The sequence below is a fragment of the Chlorobaculum parvum NCIB 8327 genome (assembly GCF_000020505.1).
Classification (GTDB): domain Bacteria; phylum Bacteroidota; class Chlorobiia; order Chlorobiales; family Chlorobiaceae; genus Chlorobaculum; species Chlorobaculum parvum_A.
This window is the reverse complement of sequence record NC_011027.1, coordinates 1,938,175-1,954,916: the sequence shown is the minus strand read 5'-3', so window position 1 is coordinate 1,954,916 and position 16,742 is coordinate 1,938,175. Positions and strand designations below refer to the sequence as shown.

At 57.1% G+C, this 16,742-nt stretch carries 13 protein-coding genes and 2 tRNA genes; 8 read left to right on the top strand and 7 right to left on the bottom strand.

All coding sequences use genetic code 11. The features are described 5' to 3' along the window. The 4 genes from CPAR_RS09020 to fni all read right to left on the bottom strand — a co-directional run bounded on the left by CPAR_RS09020 (position 1) and on the right by fni (position 4,007). Positions 1–540 (bottom strand): OmpH family outer membrane protein, encoded by a 540-nt coding sequence (locus tag CPAR_RS09020; protein ID WP_012503005.1) that lies wholly within the window; start codon positions 538–540, stop codon positions 1–3. A gap of 151 nt (positions 541–691) precedes the next feature. Beyond that, positions 692–1,855 carry a DNA-processing protein DprA gene (gene dprA, locus CPAR_RS09015; protein ID WP_012503004.1) on the bottom strand — a complete coding sequence of 388 codons (1,164 nt, stop codon included), beginning with the start codon at positions 1,853–1,855 and terminating at the stop codon, positions 692–694. Between the two features lie 58 nt (positions 1,856–1,913). Further along, positions 1,914–2,912 (bottom strand): polyprenyl synthetase family protein, encoded by a 999-nt coding sequence (locus tag CPAR_RS09010; protein ID WP_012503003.1) that lies wholly within the window; start codon positions 2,910–2,912, stop codon positions 1,914–1,916. A 21-nt stretch (positions 2,913–2,933) separates the two neighbouring features. Beyond that, the gene (gene fni, locus CPAR_RS09005; RefSeq protein ID WP_012503002.1) at positions 2,934–4,007 is read right to left on the bottom strand and encodes a type 2 isopentenyl-diphosphate Delta-isomerase; all 1,074 of its coding nucleotides are present in this window, start codon (positions 4,005–4,007) and stop codon (positions 2,934–2,936) included. A 111-nt stretch (positions 4,008–4,118) separates the two neighbouring features. Here fni and CPAR_RS09000 point away from each other — a divergent pair, with 111 nt between their 5' ends. Beyond that, positions 4,119–5,387, top strand: a complete 1,269-nt coding sequence (locus tag CPAR_RS09000; protein ID WP_012503001.1) for an ABC transporter permease — start codon at positions 4,119–4,121, stop codon at positions 5,385–5,387. An 80-nt stretch (positions 5,388–5,467) separates the two neighbouring features. On the opposite strand, the gene CPAR_RS08995 is transcribed toward CPAR_RS09000, so the two are convergent. Then, positions 5,468–7,300: an ABC transporter ATP-binding protein gene (locus CPAR_RS08995; RefSeq protein WP_012503000.1), complete on the bottom strand. Its 1,833-nt coding sequence runs from the start codon at positions 7,298–7,300 to the stop codon at positions 5,468–5,470. A 5-nt stretch (positions 7,301–7,305) separates the two neighbouring features. Next, on the bottom strand, positions 7,306–8,721 hold the full coding sequence (gene glmM / locus CPAR_RS08990) for a phosphoglucosamine mutase (protein ID WP_012502999.1): 1,416 nt from the start codon (positions 8,719–8,721) through the stop codon (positions 7,306–7,308). A 212-nt stretch (positions 8,722–8,933) separates the two neighbouring features. Here glmM and rpsT point away from each other — a divergent pair, with 212 nt between their 5' ends. From rpsT to CPAR_RS08955, 7 genes are all read left to right on the top strand, one after another. Continuing rightward, on the top strand, positions 8,934–9,209 hold the full coding sequence (gene rpsT, locus CPAR_RS08985) for a 30S ribosomal protein S20 (protein WP_012502998.1): 276 nt from the start codon (positions 8,934–8,936) through the stop codon (positions 9,207–9,209). Between the two features lie 132 nt (positions 9,210–9,341). Next, the gene (gene ruvA / locus CPAR_RS08980) at positions 9,342–9,956 is read left to right on the top strand and encodes a Holliday junction branch migration protein RuvA (RefSeq protein ID WP_012502997.1); all 615 of its coding nucleotides are present in this window, start codon (positions 9,342–9,344) and stop codon (positions 9,954–9,956) included. 7 nt (positions 9,957–9,963) lie between these two features. After that, positions 9,964–11,265, top strand: coding sequence for a bifunctional folylpolyglutamate synthase/dihydrofolate synthase (locus CPAR_RS08975; protein WP_012502996.1), 1,302 nt, complete (start codon positions 9,964–9,966; stop codon positions 11,263–11,265). 294 nt (positions 11,266–11,559) lie between these two features. Next, positions 11,560–12,849: a transcription termination factor Rho gene (gene rho, locus CPAR_RS08970; protein WP_012502995.1), complete on the top strand. Its 1,290-nt coding sequence runs from the start codon at positions 11,560–11,562 to the stop codon at positions 12,847–12,849. A gap of 299 nt (positions 12,850–13,148) precedes the next feature. Next, positions 13,149–13,221 (top strand) — tRNA-Lys (locus CPAR_RS08965). Between the two features lie 37 nt (positions 13,222–13,258). Beyond that, positions 13,259–13,340, top strand: a tRNA-Leu gene (locus CPAR_RS08960). Positions 13,341–13,533: 193 nt separating this feature from the next. After that, positions 13,534–14,145: a bifunctional nuclease family protein gene (locus tag CPAR_RS08955; protein WP_012502994.1), complete on the top strand. Its 612-nt coding sequence runs from the start codon at positions 13,534–13,536 to the stop codon at positions 14,143–14,145. Between the two features lie 73 nt (positions 14,146–14,218). Here CPAR_RS08955 and bamA read toward each other — a convergent pair whose 3' ends face one another. After that, positions 14,219–16,741, bottom strand: coding sequence for an outer membrane protein assembly factor BamA (gene bamA / locus CPAR_RS08950; RefSeq protein WP_012502993.1), 2,523 nt, complete (start codon positions 16,739–16,741; stop codon positions 14,219–14,221). Position 16,742 lies beyond the last annotated feature (1 nt).

Sequence of the window (16,742 nt, the reverse complement as noted above, 5' to 3'; positions counted from 1 at the left end):
TTACTTGATCTTCAACTGATCGAGCACCTTGTAGGTGATGTCCGACTGGGCATCGCCATACACGCGCACGTTCTTGTCGAAAATCATGCTGTAGCCTTCCTTTTTGGCGATTGCGGCCACCGTGGCATCGATTTTCTGGCGGATAGGCAGAATCAGGCTTTGTTCCTGCTGGGCGAGCGCCTGCGATTTTTGAGCAGCGACTTTCCTCAGGTTCTCTTCACGTCCCTGAAGTGCGCGTTCCTGTGCCGGATCGGATTTGCCGGTTTTCTGTTTCTGCTGCAGATAGGTCTGAACAGCGGTTTGCAGAGAGGCCTGCATTTTGCCGAGTTCCTGGCTGGTCTGCGCTTTGGCGGTCTGCATGCTCTTTTCGGCAGCTTTGGTTTCGGGCATCATCTGGAAAATTCTTCCATAATCGACTACACCGATTTTCTGCGCGCCATCTGCGGCAGCGAAAGCCGGGCGGCTCGTGAAGAAAGTGCCCAGAAGAAGGGCCATAAAGAGAAGTCTGGAAATGACTTTGATTCCTTTGAAATCTGACATTGTCGGGTTGTTTGGGTTACATAAAAACAGCGAGTCTTGTTCTGGTCAACTCATCGGAACAACACCAACAAAAGTAAGCAATCCGGTGATAAAAAGCTATTGCCTGTGAGATAAATAGGCGGGGTCGTTCACTGGTTTTTCAAAGCAGTGTTCAGCGTCTTTCGGGTGGCCGGATGCTGAACAGTTGGCCCGGTTCCTGAAGGACGATCCGGTTCATTTCAAGTTCGAACAGATGCACCAGCAGCTGTTCGATGGGGATGCCGGTTTTTTCGGCGATGAGGTCGATGTGGATTGCTTCCTTTTCGATAGCTTCGATAATGCGCGATTCTTCCGGGGTCAGAGCGGGCAGTGAAGGCTTATCAACATCTTGGCGGCCGGCCGTTGGCAAGAAGGCTGCTGGTGGCAGTTCGGAGAGAATGTCATCGGCAGAGAGCGCCGCTTTGGCCTGCGAGCGTTGAATCAGGCTGTTCGGGCCTCGCGAAACTTTGGCAAAGATGCTGCCCGGCACGGCGAACACTTCGCGGTTCTGCTCAAGGGCGCTGGAGGCGGTGATCATCGATCCGCCCTTGATATCCGATTCGACCACCAGCGTGCCGAGGGTCATGCCGGCGATCAGGCGGTTCCTTCTCGGGAAATTACCGGGAACGGGTTCGGTACCGAGCCAGTCCTCAGCCACAATCGCGCCGCCGCTCTCAAGGATGCGCGGCCAGAGCCGGCCTGCCGGATCGGTGTAGATTGTATCGACGCCGCAGCCTAGCACGGCGATGGTTACGCCGCCATGCTGCACGGCGGTGTGATGCGCGGTCATGTCGATGCCGTAAGCCATTCCACTGGTGATGGTTAACCCCATGCTGACAAGATCGCGGCAAAGGTGTTCGGTGGCCTGTTTACCGTATGACGTCGCCTTGCGGGTGCCGACCACGGCAAGCGACGGTGTGGCCAGCGCCTTTACATTGCCCCGGACGAAGAGCGCGAGCGGCGGGTCGTAAATTTCCTTGAGCAGGGTCGGGTAGGCCGGATCAAGCATGGTGACGATGGTGGTATTCAGCCGTCCAGCGCGTTCGATCTGCTCCTCGGCGGCCAGCTTCGCTTTGTTCCGCCACGCCGGGCTTGCGAGGTTTTCGGCAGTCTGGCGAGCGAGCGTTTTGCCGATTCCTGGTATCTGGATGAGAGCCTCAGCGTCCGCTTCCAGCAGCGTGCTGCCGGAGCCGAAAGTGGCAATCATGGTGCGTGCGCGCGCCGGGCCGATGCCGGGCAATTTCGAGAGCATGAGGATCCGGACGAGCGTTTCGTTCGATTCAGGGGTGGTTGTCATGGTCGGGGGCAGGGGAATTGAAGAGGTGCCGGGGGGAGGGGTTCCCCCCGGACAGAATTCAGAAATCGCGCTTCATGAGGATGTTGGCAAAGCCTCTCAGATAGCCGCGGCCCTCCTCGAAGGGCAGGCTTTCGAGCGCGTCGAGGGCTGCCTCGGTATCCTCGTTGATCTTCGCTCTGGTTTCTTCCAGTACGCCGCATTGTTCGAAAATCGCCTTGACCGCAGGGACGTTCTCCGGCGAGGTGCCGTTGTTGTCGAAGATCGATTGCAGCAGTTCGCGGTCAGCGCCTTCGGCTAGTTCGAGCGAACGGAGCAGCAGCCAGGTCTTTTTGCCGTTGATGACGTCACCGCCCGGTACCTTGCCCGACTTGCCGTCACCGGCCATGATGTCGAGGTAGTCGTCCTGAATCTGGAAGGCGCGTCCGATCTTTTCGCCGAACGTGACCAGCGCCGCGATCTGCTCCGGTGTGCCGTTGCCGGCCACGCCACCCGCTTCAAGCGCAGCCGAGATCAGGCGTCCGGTCTTTTTGGAGATCATGTCGAGGTAGTCGGCGATGGTGACATCCTTACGCTGTTCAAGCTCCATGTCGAGCGCCTGACCTTCACAGATGGTGATGTTGGCATCGTTGAAGATGTGAATCATCTCGGCGTGGCGCGAACTGATCGCCTTGAGCGCCAGTTCGTAAGCGTAGGCGATCATCATGTCGCCTGAGAGAATGGCCGCGTTGACATCCCACTGCTTGTGCACGGTCGGACGGCCGTGACGAAGGTCGGCAGCATCCATGATGTCGTCGTGCATCAGGGTGAAGTTGTGCAGCACCTCGATGCCGAGGGCTACGCCAAGGGCGTTCTCCGAAGAGCCGCTGACCGCTTCAGATGCCAGCAGGGTCAGGAACGGGCGGATTCGCTTGCCTTTTCCTTCGAGGATGTACCGCGCCGGGGCGTAGAGGGTTTCCGGGCTCTGTTTCGGGAAACATGCAGCAAGGGCCTCGTTGATTTTGGCGTGGTATTGCTGGTATCTGGTTTCAACCTGTGCTTGGGTGATTGGTGAAGACATAACTCCTGTAGTCTCCTGTAGTCAGGGTTTACGGTAGATTGGTGCGTGTTTAAGCTGTGCCGTGGTGGCCGAACCGGTCAGGAACATGGCTGCCCGGAGATCGTTTGCCCAGGTGCGGATCGTCTCTTCGAGCGTTCCGGCACGCAGGGCCTTGAGCAGGTGCTGAGCGGATGCTGCGATGTCCGCGCCGAGCGCGATCGATTTGGCGACATCGAGTCCATTGCGGATGCCGCCCGACGAGATGACGGCGAGCGAGCCGTACTCCGGACTCTTCTCCTTCAGCGCGGCTATGCCGGTCAGGCACTCGGCGGTCGGGATGCCCCAGTTGAGGAACTCGTCGAGCGCCGAAGGGCTGAAGCGCTCTTCATTGCCAAAGCGGTCGAGGTAGCGGCACTCTTCGACCTTCTGCCAGCTGATGCCTCCAGCGCCAGCCACGTCGATGGCCTTGACGCCCGCGTCGGCGAGCTTACTGGCCAATGGTGCCGAGATGCCGCAGCCCACCTCCTTGGCGATCACCGGAACGTTGATGGTTGCGGTGATGTCGTGCAAGCGGTCGAGAAATCCTCTGAAATTGGTGCTGCCTTCCGGCTGGAATAGCTCTTGCGCCGGATTGAGATGCACGATCAGGCCGTCAGCCTCGATCAGCTCGACGAGCGTGGAGAGCTGCTCCCGGCTCAGGCCGGCGGCCACTTCCGGCGCGCCGATGTTGGCGAAGATCGGTACTGACGGGGCCGACGAGCGCACGATCGAAAAGCTTTCGCGGTGCGAGTTGCCTTCAAGCGCCTGGCGCATGCTGCCGACACCGAGCGGGATGCGGAAGCGTTCGGCGGCTTCGGCCAGTGTACGGTTCAGCGCAAGCGCGTCGCCGTAACCGCCGGTCATCGAAGAGATCATGAGCGGCATACCGATGGCGTGGCCAAGGAATTCGGCGGTCAGGTCGATCTCCGCGAAATCGATCTCCGGCGCGGCGTTGTGCTCAAATCGCCAGGCATCCAGACCGGTATCCTGCCCGTCGAAACAGACTGGCCGGTTGAGGCAGACATCGACGTGGCTGTGCTTGCGTTCGGCGGTTATGGTTGCGCTTGTCTCTTGCATGGTCGGATGGCGATGCTCTCCGGGTTTGAACGATTTTCAGAGATGTTCTTTAAAGTATAACTTATGGCAAATATCCCATAACTTTTTTCGGGCTTGTACGGCATCCGCTCCATGTTCAGAACCCTGTTCGATATCGCCATACGGCACATTTTGGGGCGCAAACGCCAGACCCTGACCACCATGCTCGCTGTTTCGGTCAGCACGACCGTACTGATTACCACCATCTCGCTGACCAGGGGGCTGCTCGATTCGTTTACCGAAACGATCATCGACGTCGCGCCGCATATCAGCCTCAAGGGCGAAAAGATCGATCCGATTCCCACCAATCTGTTCGACGGCGATCCTTCGTCGAAGGTTGCTTTCGTTGAAGACAATATCGGACGCGACGAACCCGAGGAGGTGCGCAACTACGGGCGGATTCTCGAAATCGCTGCTTCGCCAGCCTTCTCCGGAAAGATTGTCGCCGCCTCGCCCTTCGTCGAGTCTCAGATCATGGCTGTCAAGGGCAACCGCAATCAGCCGGTACTGCTCAAAGGGGTGAACATCGACCGCGAAGACCGTATCAGCCGCATTGGTCGCAGCCTCACCTCCGGCGATCTGGTGCAGTTCAAAAAGACGCCCGACGCCTTGCTGGTCGGCAGCACGGTGGCCAACGATCTCGGCGTCGAGCTCGACGATCAGCTCACCATCATTTCGCCTGACGGCACGAGCCGCCAATGCAAGGTGGCCGGAATCTTTTTCACCGGTGTGAACGCTGCGGACAACACGATTCTCTCTTCGCTCAAGCTTGGTCAGATCATCGAAGGGCTTCCACCGAACAAGGTCACCGGCATCTCGTTCAAGGTGCGCGACCCCTTCGCCAATGCGCCTGTGGCCAGCGATCTCGAACGCATGACCGGTTACCGCTGCCTGACCTGGCAGGAGGAGAACGCCAGCGTGCTGGCGCTGTTCCGGCGCATTGGCGTTATTGTGCTTTCACTGGTAGGCTTCGTCGGTATAGTGTCAGGCTTCGGTGTGGCCAATATCCTCGTAACCACCGTGTTCGAGAAGAGTCGCGACATTGCCATTATGCGCTCATTCGGCTTTTCGTCGCTCCAGATGATCGGGCTGTTCGTTTTCGAAGGGTTTCTCGTCGGCCTCGGGGGAGCGCTGGCGGGGGGCGTACTGGCTACCGGCTCCATCGGTTTTCTGGCCAGTCTGCACATTCAGAGCTCGCAGGGGCCGCTCACCAAAAGCGGCTTCAGCATGTCGTGGAATCCGTGGTACTTTTTCTTCGTCATCGTGGTGACGGTACTCATCAGCACCATCGCCGCCGCTCTTCCTTCGATCAAGGCTGCAAAGCTTGAACCGGTGAAGATTCTGCGAGAGAGCAATCTTTGATGCTTCGGGTGTGGCGTCGTGGTTTTGCCTTGCTGCGGGGGTTGGGGAAATAGGTCTTATACGACCTATTCTTTAAACTCTCACGCCGCGCCTTCCATTCTTCCGCGTTCCGGGTGCTGGAGCAGGTAGAGCTTGTAGTATAGCCCTCGCTGGGCAAGGAGTTCTTGGTGGGTGCCGGTTTCGCGGATGGTGCCTTTGTGCAGCACCACGATCCGGTCGGCGTGCTGGATGGTCGAGAGCCGGTGGGCGATGATGATCGATGTCCGGTGCTGCATGAGCCGGTCTGTGGCCTGTTCGATGAGCGTCTCGGTTTCGGTGTCGACCGAGCTGGTGGCTTCGTCGAGCACGAGGATGTCCGGGTTGTAGAGCAGTGCCCGCACGAAGGCGAGGAGCTGCTTCTGGCCCGCCGACAGTCCCGAGCCGTTTTCGCGGATGCGGTAGTCGTAGCCGCCGGGCAGTTTTTCTATGAACCGGTTCGCGCCGACGGTTCGCGCTGCCTCACGAATCTTTTCATCCGAAATCGACGGGTCGCCGAAGCTGAGGTTCTCGCGAATTGTCCCCGCAAACAGAACCACGTCCTGCATCACCACACCGACCAACCTGCGCAGCTGAGCCCCGGGAATCCGGCTCAGCTCGATGCCGTCGATTGTTACCGATCCCTTTTCGTACGGGTAGAATCGCGACAGAATGTTGGTGAGCGTGGTCTTGCCGCTGCCGGTCGCGCCGACGATGGCCACGGTTTCGCCCGCCTTGATTTCAAGCGAAATGTCTTGCAGCACCCAGTGATTTTCGTTGTAGGCGAACCACACCTTGTCGAAAACGATGCTGTCATGGAAACCGTCGATGACGCTCCTGTTCTCCTCCTCCGGTTCGGGTTCCAGCGGCTCTTCGAGCAATTTGATGATGCGGTCGGAGCTGGTGATGGCCGTCTGCATGATGTTGAAGCGGTCCGACAAATGCTGCAACGGGCGGAAGAAGAGCCAGATGTACTGCACGAACGAGACCACCACACCGACCGACAGGCTTCCTTTCAGCACCCACGAAGCGCTGAACCACACCACCAGACCTGCCGCCAGCGAGCTGAGGAACTCGATCAGCGGGAAGTAGATCGAAAAGTAGTGCACGCTCCGGATGTTGGCGTCGCGGTGGTCGGCGTTGATTGCGGAGTGTTTGGCAAATTCTGCCTCTTCACGCGCGAAGAGCTGCACCACCTTCATGCCGGTGATGTGCTCCTGGAAAAAGGAGTTGAGCCGCGCCAGATGCGTCCGCACGTCGGTAAACGCTTGGCGTACGCGGTTCTTGAACGCCATGGTCGAGTAGATCATGACCGGCAGGATGCTGAGCACCACGAGCGTCAGCCGCCAGTCGCTCAGGAACATCATCACCACGATGAGCAGCAGTTGCAGGATGTCGCCGATGATGGTGATCAGGCCGCTGGAGAGCATCTCGTTGAGCGACTCGACGTCGTTGGTCGTGCGGGTGATGATGCGCCCGACCGGGTTGCGGTCGAAGTAGCGGATCGGCAACCGCTGGAGGTGGCGGAAGATGTCGAGCCGGATGGCGTACACAGCTTTCTGGCCGAGCAGCTGGGTGAACCAGGTCGCTGCGTACTGCTTGAAGCCGTCGAGCACGATGACTGCGAGCAGGATCATGCTGATGACGCCGAGGCCGTGCAGATCACCCTTGGTGATGTGGTCGTCGATGGCGATGCGGGTCAGCCACGGGCGCAGTGGCGTCAGAATCGCGCCGCCCGCCGTCAGCAGCACCGATGCGGCCACCAGCCCCTTGAAGGGCTTGATGTAGCCGAGCATCCGCTTGATGATATAGCGATCGACCGACCCTTTCTTGCGTTTGCCAAGAGTTTCGTCCTGCTGCGTGCGGAATCCCGATGCTGTGTTTGCCGTGCCGCGCATATCGTTCAGGCGATGGTCGATTGGTTGATTTCATCGATGAACCTCGCGGCCAGCGCGTCGGCCTCGGCTTTGGTCGCGGCTTCGGTGTAGATGCGCACGATCGGCTCGGTGTTGGAGGGGCGCAGGTGTACCCAGCCTTCCGGGAAGTCGAGTTTGATGCCGTCGAGCCGGTTGATCGATGCCTCCGGATGGCGCGCCGCGATGGCGTCGAACAGCGCGGCGAGTGACTCTTTGGTCATGCCGTCGAGCTTGACCTTCTGCTTTGACATTACGTAATTCGGGAAGGTCTTCCGGAACTCCGAGAGCGTGCCGTCGGTCACTGCTTTCCACTCGGCGAAAGCCTGGATGAAGAGCGCGATGCCCGCAAGTGCGTCGCGGCCGTAGTGCAGCTCCGGCAGGATCACCCCGCCGTTGCCTTCACCGCCGATCACCGCGTTGCAGCCCTTCATCACCTCGGTCACGTTGGCTTCGCCGACCTTCGCGCTGTAGCACTCGACTTCGTGCTTTTCGGCGATGTCCTGCAAAGCGCGGCTGCTCGAAAGATTATTGACCACCGGCCCGTTGTGGTGCTTGAGGTAGAAGTCCGCGCAGGCCACCAGCGTGTATTCCTCGCCGAAGAGCATGCCGTCCTCGCAGATCAGCGCCAGCCGGTCGGCGTCGGGATCGACGATGATACCCAGATCGCAACTCTCTTTCGAGAGGATGTCCATCGTTTCGCGGAGGTTCTCTTCGACCGGTTCGGGGTTGCGCGGAAAGATGCCGGTGCCGAGGCAGGCGAGCGTCTTGACCTCCGCGATGCCGAGCTGGCGGCACAGTTCCGGCACGATAAACGAGCCTGCGCCCTCGACCGCGTCCACCAGCACTCGGAACTTCATGCTCGAAATCAGGTCGCGGTCGATGCAGTCGAGCTTCAGAATCCGGTCGATATGTTTTTTATCCCACGAGCCGTTCGCTATCATGGAGCCGAGACCGTCCCAGCGGGCGGATTCTTTGTTTTTCTCATTCAGAATGACGAGCAGTTCCTCGACGTCGCTGGCGGTCAGGAACTCGCCCTTTTCGTCGAGCATTTTCAGCGCGTTCCACTCGACCGGGTTGTGCGATGCGGTGACGATCAGCCCGCCGTCGGCCTCTTCGCCCGCCGTGGCGAGTTCGACCGTCGGCGTGGTGGTCATGCCGACATCGATCACGTCGCAGCCACAGAGGTTGAGCGTGCTCGAAACGAGCTGGGTGATGATGCCGCCAGTCGGTCGGCTGTCTCTGCCGATGACGATTTTGGGTTTCGCGTCCGATGCCGGGTTCTGCAACGCTTTGCGGCGGCTGACCCAGGTGGCGAAGGCCATCGTGAAGTCGGTGAGAGTTTCCGGAGTGAGGCTTGCGCCGACAACGCCGCGGATGCCGGAGACGCTGATCATCAGGCTCATGGAGGCAGAGGTTGGAATGTTCGAATGCCGTCGTGTTGCGGGAATATAGTAAAATCCACCGAAGCCGGGGTGCAAAGCGGTCAGGATGAACAAGATTTTCTGTCAATGTTTTTTTATTTATTGCGCTGTTGTCGTATATTACAAGCCTTTTTATTGCGCGAAATGCGCAGGAGATTCTAACAGACTTTACAAGACATTAACAGCACAAGGTTATGCCTTTACACAAATCAGCCGAAAAACGACTCAGACAGGCAGCGCGCAGGAATGAAAGGAACCGTGCCCGTAAGAAAGAACTCAAGGGCCTTTTGAAGAACATGCAGAAACTGATCGATGCCAATGCAGCGAAGAGCGAAGTCGAGTCGGCATACCGTGCGGCAGTGCAGAAGCTGGATCGCCTTGGCGTCAAGCGCTACATCCATGCCAACAAGGCATCGCGCAAAAAGGCTCAGCTGACCAAGATGCTCAACAGCTACACGCCGCAGGCCTGACCAATCGTTACGTGCCGCCGCGACCGGTGGCGCATGAAACGCTTCTTTTTCAGTATGCCCGGTTTGTGATGTTCGCCCTGTCTTTGACGACGCTTGCGAACTGCAGGCCGGGTATCGTCCATTTCATCCGACATGTTTGCATTTTTAAGAGGTGAGCTGGTGACGGCCTCCCGTGAGGAGGCGGTTGTCGAGGTATCCGGCATCGGGTATCGCCTGCATATCTCTTCGGGGACGAGCAGCCGCCTGCCGGTTCCGGGCAGCCCGGTGTTTCTCTACACGCACTACCATGTCCGCGAGGATCTTCAGCAGCTTTTTGGTTTTCTCGATGAGGAGGAGCTTCAGCTTTTCCGGCTGCTGCTCTCCATCAGCGGCGTCGGGCCGAAGCTGGCGATCGCCGTGCTGTCGGGCCTGAGCGTGGGGGAGATTCAGGAGGCCATCGTCTCGAATCGTCCGGAAACCTTGTTCGGTATCAGCGGTGTGGGGCGGAAAACCGCCGCGCGCATCATTCTCGAACTTCGCGACAAGATTCTCAAAATCCAGCCCACGTCGTCCGCAAAGGCAGGTGCTCCAAGCGCTGTGCTTTCTGCGACACAGTTGATCGACGACGCCGTGGCTGCGCTTACCACACTCGGTTTCCCGAAAGCTTCCGCGCAGAAAGCGGTCTCCAAAGTTCTCGAGACGACTCCCGGACTTTCGGTCGAGGAGCTCGTCAGGACGTCGCTTGCGGCCATGCACAACAATCTCTGAGGGCATCGTGGACTACCGGCAAGCGCTCGATTTTCTCTTTCCCCTTCATCGATTCGGCATTAAGCCTGGCCTCGAACGTATCGAGGCACTGCTCGATGTGCTCGGCCATCCCGAACGGCGGCTCGGTACGGTGGTGCATCTTGCCGGAACCAATGGCAAGGGCACGGTTGCTTCGTGCATGGCGTCGATTTTCAGGGCGTCGGGCCGCAAGGCCGGGCTGTTCACCTCGCCGCACCTGATCGACTTCACCGAGCGCATTCGCATTGATGGCGTGCCGATTTCGCAAGCGCGTGTAGCCGAATACTGCTCGAAGCTTGAGTCGGCTATCGTCGAGCTGGGCGCGACCTTTTTCGAGGTGACCACCGCGATGGCGTTTGCGTACTTCGCCGACGAGGGGGTCGATGCTTCGGTGATCGAAACCGGTATGGGCGGACGGCTCGACGCGACCAACGCCGTTAAGGCGGATATTGTTATCATTCCGAGTATCGGCTTGGAGCACACCGAGTGGCTTGGCGACAGTCTTGGTGCGATCGCCGCTGAGAAGGCCGCGATCATCAAGCCGGGTTCGCGCGTCTTCACCGCCGTTGCGGACGAGGAGGCGCTTGCGCCGATCCGGCAGGCCGCCGGGCGGCAACAGGCAGAGTTGCATCATGTCTCGGAGGCTAGTTGCGAAACGGTTGCTGTTCAGCCTGGCAGGCTCGATCTGGAGATCACACTTGCCGGGGATGGAGCGCATCGCATCTCGGCGCAGCTTACCGGCTCTTTCCACGCCTCGAACGTTACGCTTGCCGTGATGGCCGCCCGTTCGGCAGGTATCGGGTGGAGCCATATTGAAACGGGGCTTGCCGATTTGCGCGGCACCGGGTACCGGGCGCGCCTTGAAATGCTTCCGGGTTCGCCCAAGGTGATGCTCGATGTGTCGCACAATCCTGACGGTATGTCCCGAACCGTCGAGGCGCTCCGGGAGGTGCGTGGTTCGTTCCGCTCATTGCGGGTACTGCTGGGTGTCGCTGCTGACAAGGATGCTGCCGGGATTGCGCGGCAGCTTGCTTCCATCGCCGATGAGGTGGTTGCCGTGCCGCTGCCCTCTACACGGAGCTTTCCGGAGGCCGAACTTGCCGAAGTGTGCCGGGATGCCGGCATCGGACGGGTCGAGGAGTGTGGAGATGCTGCCGAAGGTATTGATCTGCTTTTCAGTCATGCCGACGGCGACGATCTCATTCTTGTGACCGGTTCATTCTATCTTGCCGGTGAGGTGGCTGGAATGGAGCGTTTCATTTTTCGTTCGGGCAAGAGCGGTTCAGCATGAATAGTGAGTTTTTTTAAAAAATCGTATATTGGTTTTGCTTTCAGAACTCTCCAATTCGTTGTTCAGGGCGCAGCCTGACGCTGGCAGTTCGCCTGGGAAATACCCTTTTCATCACAGACCATCTTCCCCATACGGCTTCTTTTCCGTTTTCCATGTCGGTCTCTTTAGAATCCACGGTGCTACTCACCACTGCAGGCGGTTATCGACAACGATCCCGTTTCTTCTCCACAGCGATTACGCATGACGCAGTGCTCTTACTGCATACTTAACCATTAAGTGTTGATTAAATCTATAATGTCGAACAATTCGGTATCAAAAGGCCTGGACATCAATGCACTCCAGAAGAAAAAGGTTTACGAACTGAATGCTATTGCCAAAGAGCTCGGTGTTACTACCGCCGGTTTCCGCAAAGAGGAGCTGATTTACAAGATCATCGAGGCGCAGTCCCAGAGGAATGCTGATTCCGAGAACGGACAGGTGATGGTCAATACCGGTGTTTTGCAGGTCATTCCCGAAGGCTACGGTTTTCTGCGCTCCTCGAACTACAACTACCTCTCCTCTCCTGACGATATTTACGTTTCGCCTTCCCAGATCAAGCGCTTCAACATGCGCACCGGCGATACGGTGTCGGGGCAGGTCAGGGCGCCGAAAGAGGGCGAGCGCTTCTTTGCGCTGCTCAAAATCAACACCATCAACGGCAAGGATCCGGAGGTCACAAGGGAGCGTCCATATTTCGAGAATCTGACGCCGCTGTTCCCGAACGAGCGACTCAAGCTTGAAACCCGTCAGAACGAGTACTGCGGGCGGATCATGGATATTTTTACCCCGATCGGTAAAGGACAGCGCGGATTGATCGTGGCGCAGCCGAAGACCGGTAAGACGATTCTGTTGCAGATGGTTGCCAACGCCATCATCAAGAACCATCCCGAGGTTTTTCTGATCGTGTTGCTCATCGATGAGCGGCCTGAAGAGGTAACCGATATGGCCCGCAGCGTGCCGGCCGAGGTGGTCAGCTCGACCTTCGACGAGGATCCGGAACGCCACGTGCAGGTGGCCGACATGGTACTCGAAAAGGCGAAGAGAATGGTCGAGGTGGGGCGCGATGTGGTGATTCTGCTCGACTCCATCACCAGGCTTGCGCGTGCGCACAACACCATCATTCCTCACTCCGGCAAGATTCTCTCCGGTGGTATCGACGCCAACGCGTTGACCAAGCCGAAGCGCTTCTTCGGTGCGGCTCGAAACATCGAAGAGGGCGGCAGCCTTACCATCATCGCCACGGCGCTTGTCGATACCGGCTCGCGCATGGATGACGTCATCTTCGAAGAGTTCAAAGGTACCGGCAACATGGAGCTTGTGCTCGACAGGCGCTTGTCGGAACGCAGGGTCTTCCCGGCGATCGACATTCTCCGCTCGGGTACTCGCAAGGAGGAGCTGCTGTTCAGCCAGCAAGAACTTTCACGCACCTGGCTGCTCAGAAAGTACCTGGCCGACAAGAACCCGATCGAGTGCATGGAGTTCATGCGCGAAAAGATCGTCGAGACCAAGGACAACAAGGAGTTCTTCAAGTACATGAACGCCTAATCCGATGTTGCTGCTCAATCCTTCTAGCTAGTCGGATTGGCCGGTACTGTAAGCTTAGCGCTGCCGACCAGCAAAAATGGCTCTAGACATTTTTTTTGTTTGGAAGAAATCGGTCGGAGCCCTATATTACTTGCCTTCTAAAACAGAGAGTAGATAGAAATATTCATGCCCTGCGGAAAAAAAAGAAAACGCCATAAAATGGCCGTACACAAACGCAAGAAGATGCGCCGTAAGAACAGGCACAAGAAGCGTTTGCGTTACCAGAACAAGTAAGCCCGTATCGTGGCTGGATCTTGGTTGAGAATATAGCTCAGTTGGTAGAGCAACTGCCTTTTAAGCAGTGGGTCGAAGGTTCGAGTCCTTCTATTCTCACTGGGAGCAGTAACTGTTTCCTTACATAGCAATGAATGCCCGAGTGGTGGAATTGGTAGACACACTATCTTGAGGGGGTAGCGCCGCGAGGTGTAGGAGTTCGAATCTCCTCTCGGGCACATTCACGCAGACAAAAAGCCGCATCAAGCGGCTTTTTTGTTGCCGCTCGCGAACCGTATCGCTCACTCCGCGCCATTCCCGGATTGAGGATTGCACACATCACCTTTGAACAAGAAATGTTTAACGGTACTTTACTGTTAAGTACTGGCAGGGCAATAATGTGCCCCCCAAAACGAAAATTGTTCCCGAATCATGCACAAACTTCAGGTTGATATTCTCGGTCTTTCGACCAGTCCCCATACCAACGGTGCCTATGCCCTTATTCTCTATGAAGTTGAAGGCAAACGCAAGTTGCCGATCATCATTGGCGGGTTTGAGGCGCAGGCCATAGCGCTCAAGCTTGAGAATATCAAGCCGCCTCGTCCCTTCACGCATGATCTGTTCAAGCATGTCGCCGATGCTTTCGATCTTCATGTCAATGAGGTGTTTATCGATGAGTTGCACAACGAGACCTTTTATGCGAAGGTTATCTGCGAAATGGGTGGGGTCGTGCATGAAATCGATGCTCGTCCGAGTGACGCCATTGCCATTGCTGTGCGTTTCAATGCGCCAATCTATGTTTCCGAAGAGATCATGAACGAGGCCGGAATCGTTGAGGAGCAGCCGAAGGAGGGGGAAGAAGCCGCTGTGTCAGAAGAACTTTCCGACAAGCCCGCTGAGGAGGAGTTGCAGCCCGCAGCTTCTCCAGAGGCTGATTTGCAGAAAAAGCTCGAAGAGGCTATCGATCGCGAAGATTATGAGGAGGCTGCCCGTATCCGCGACGAGTTGTCGCGCCTGAAAGAGCCGGATGATGAAGAGGAGTGATAATCGATGATCGGTGAGAAAATGAAAAGGGTGACCAAATGGTCACCCTTTGTTGTTTCGGCTGGTCGAAAACTCAGTTGTTCGGTTGTCCGAAGGTGAAGGTGAAGTTCCAGCCCTGCGAATTTTTGTCGGGCTCGGAAGGCGCGGAGTCGAATCCATAGCCGTAATCAATACCGACCTGGCCGATAATCGGCAGGTACAGCCGCAGTCCGATACCGGCCGATTTTTTCAGATCGGTCAGATCCACCGAACCGGAGTCGGCCCATAGATTGCCAGCTTCAAAGAAGACCAGGCCATAGATGCTTGCCGATGGGCTCAGGGTGAGCGGATAGCGCAGCTCAGTGGTGATTTTGGTATAGACCTTACCGCCGTACAGGTTGTCTTCACCCGAGAACAGTCCGCCGAGGGACTGGTCGGGGTAGCCTCGAAGAGGTACGGTTGGCAGCGAGGACATGCCGCTTCCACCCATGTAGAAATAGCTGGTGTAAGGAATATAGTCCTTGTCGCTGAAGGTGTCCAGATAGCCTTGTTGCGCCGAAAGATTCAGAACCAGATCCTTCGATACCGGCAGGTACCAGCTTGTTGTTCCGATCAGTTTGTAGAAGTCGATCGTGCCAGGCAGGAATCCACCGGCCAGCTGGGCAGTGAAGGTATTCTTACTGCCGTGCCTGGGATAGATCGGGTTATCGACGCTGTTGCGGGTGATGGTTTGGGTGATCGAATACTCCTCGGCCGTTTCGGGCACGTTGGTTTCGTTCAGGAAGCTCACGAAGCCGCCTTCCGTGTGCAGGTAACCAATACGCCAGCTGATGGTGAAATAGTCATCCGGCCAGGTCAGTCTGCGCCCGATGGAGAGGTTTGCACCATACTGCTTGATGGTTTTGTTATCGGTGACTTCGTTGCTGCTGTTCAGGTCATAGGTCTGCTTGGTTTTGAATGCGCTGAGCCCTACAGAGGTATGGGTACCGAAGGCCCAGGGATCGCTGACCGAAAGGGAGAGCGTCCGGTAGTTGTTGGTGCCGAACTGCCATTGCATCGAAAGCTTCTGACCATCGCCGTGAGGCAGCGGCCGGTATGCCGAAGGGTTGAAGATGTCGCCGAGCGAGAAGTTATTGAACGTTAAGCCGAGAGAGCCCGTGCCACCGCTCGACGCGCTGTAACCGACGGCCGCATTGAAGGTATCGGTCTGGCGTTCGGTGATGTTGTAGGTTACATCGACCGTGTTGTCGCGCTGATTCGGGTCAATGTCTGGCGTCAGGGTTTCGGGGTCGAAGTAGTTCAGCATCGAAAGCTCCCTGATGCTTCTCACCACTTTCTTTCGGCTGAAGGTATCGCCAGGTACCGTGTAAAGCTCGCGGCGAATGACGTGATCCTTCGTTTTGGTATTACCCTTGACATTGATGAGGTTCAGGGTGAACGGATCGCCCTCGGTCAGCGTGATGACCAGATTGACCGTATTTGGTTGCACGACCTGTTCTTCAAGCCGGGCCCTGAACGAGAGATAGCCTCTGTCCAGGTAGAGCGAGGCGATATCCGAATGATCCTGGGAGAAGTTCAGGCGCTCGTTGATCTTTTTGGCGCTGTACAGGTCACCCTGCTTAATGCCGAATGTCTCGTCAAGGATACCGGTTGTTGCAAAATCCTTGGTGTTGCCGATCCAGGTGATGCTGCCGATCTGATACTTCGGCCCCTCTTCGACGTAAATATCGATGTTGACCCCTTTGTTATCCTTGGTATAGGTGAGGGTGTCCTTGACGATGCGCGCATCGCGGTAGCCGTTGTTACGATAGAAATCGACCAGCAGGTTCTTGTCTTCTTCAAACTTGTCTTTGTCGAGCTTCGGCTGACCGAAGATTTTTCTCCACCAGGAGTTTTGTGAGGTCTCCTTGAGCACATCGCGGAGTTTTCCCTCCTTGAAGGCTTTGTTGCCGTGGAACCGTATTTTTTCGATTACCACTTTCGAGCCTTCGTGGACGGTAAAGATTGCCTTGGCCCGGTTGTCTCCGGTGTTTTCCACGCGGTACTCTACACCGGCGGTCAGGTAGCCTTTGGCTGCGTACTGTTTTTCAATCTTGTTGGACGCGTTGAGCAGCTCCTGCTGGCTTATTCTGCGACCGACGACAAGGCCCGTGGTTTTGAGCAGCTCCTTGTCCTTGTATTTGTCGTTGCCCTGGAACTCGATGCTTTCCAGAATCGGAAATTCGGTGACTCTGAAGGTCAGCCCGATGTTGTCGCCACCAAGCTCGGTTTGCCCGATTTCGATGTTGCTGAAGTACTGGAGATTCCAGAGGTACTGCAGCAAGCCGGGAATCTGCTGCCCTGGAATGGTGATCTGTTCTCCGGCCTTGATGGGCAGGCTTTTGAGCAGTTCCGACTCCTTGATGGTTTGCAGCCCGCTGAACGAAATCTGACGGACGGTCACTGTACGCAGCTTCGCGGATTGCGAAGAGGCCGGAGTGCCGGTAGCAGCTTCGGAGGCCGGGGAAGCGTTTGTTGCTGCGGTTTTCGCATAAGCGGTCGATATCGGACCGTTAAGCAGTGCCAGGCCAATCAGAAGTGCTGAGAGCTTGTCTGGCGAAAAGGGTGTTGTATTCATG

Coding starts and splice junctions, on each gene's coding strand:
- rho (WP_012502995.1), top strand. CDS start 11,560: ATGTCGAACAATTCGGTATCAAAAGGCCTGGACATCAATGCACTCCAG.
- CPAR_RS09020 (WP_012503005.1), bottom strand. CDS start 540: ATGTCAGATTTCAAAGGAATCAAAGTCATTTCCAGACTTCTCTTTATG.
- CPAR_RS08995 (WP_012503000.1), bottom strand. CDS start 7,300: ATGCGCGGCACGGCAAACACAGCATCGGGATTCCGCACGCAGCAGGAC.
- dprA (WP_012503004.1), bottom strand. CDS start 1,855: ATGACAACCACCCCTGAATCGAACGAAACGCTCGTCCGGATCCTCATG.
- CPAR_RS09010 (WP_012503003.1), bottom strand. CDS start 2,912: ATGTCTTCACCAATCACCCAAGCACAGGTTGAAACCAGATACCAGCAA.
- rpsT (WP_012502998.1), top strand. CDS start 8,934: ATGCCTTTACACAAATCAGCCGAAAAACGACTCAGACAGGCAGCGCGC.
- glmM (WP_012502999.1), bottom strand. CDS start 8,721: ATGAGCCTGATGATCAGCGTCTCCGGCATCCGCGGCGTTGTCGGCGCA.
- bamA (WP_012502993.1), bottom strand. CDS start 16,741: ATGAATACAACACCCTTTTCGCCAGACAAGCTCTCAGCACTTCTGATT.
- CPAR_RS09000 (WP_012503001.1), top strand. CDS start 4,119: ATGTTCAGAACCCTGTTCGATATCGCCATACGGCACATTTTGGGGCGC.
- ruvA (WP_012502997.1), top strand. CDS start 9,342: ATGTTTGCATTTTTAAGAGGTGAGCTGGTGACGGCCTCCCGTGAGGAG.
- fni (WP_012503002.1), bottom strand. CDS start 4,007: ATGCAAGAGACAAGCGCAACCATAACCGCCGAACGCAAGCACAGCCAC.
- CPAR_RS08955 (WP_012502994.1), top strand. CDS start 13,534: ATGCACAAACTTCAGGTTGATATTCTCGGTCTTTCGACCAGTCCCCAT.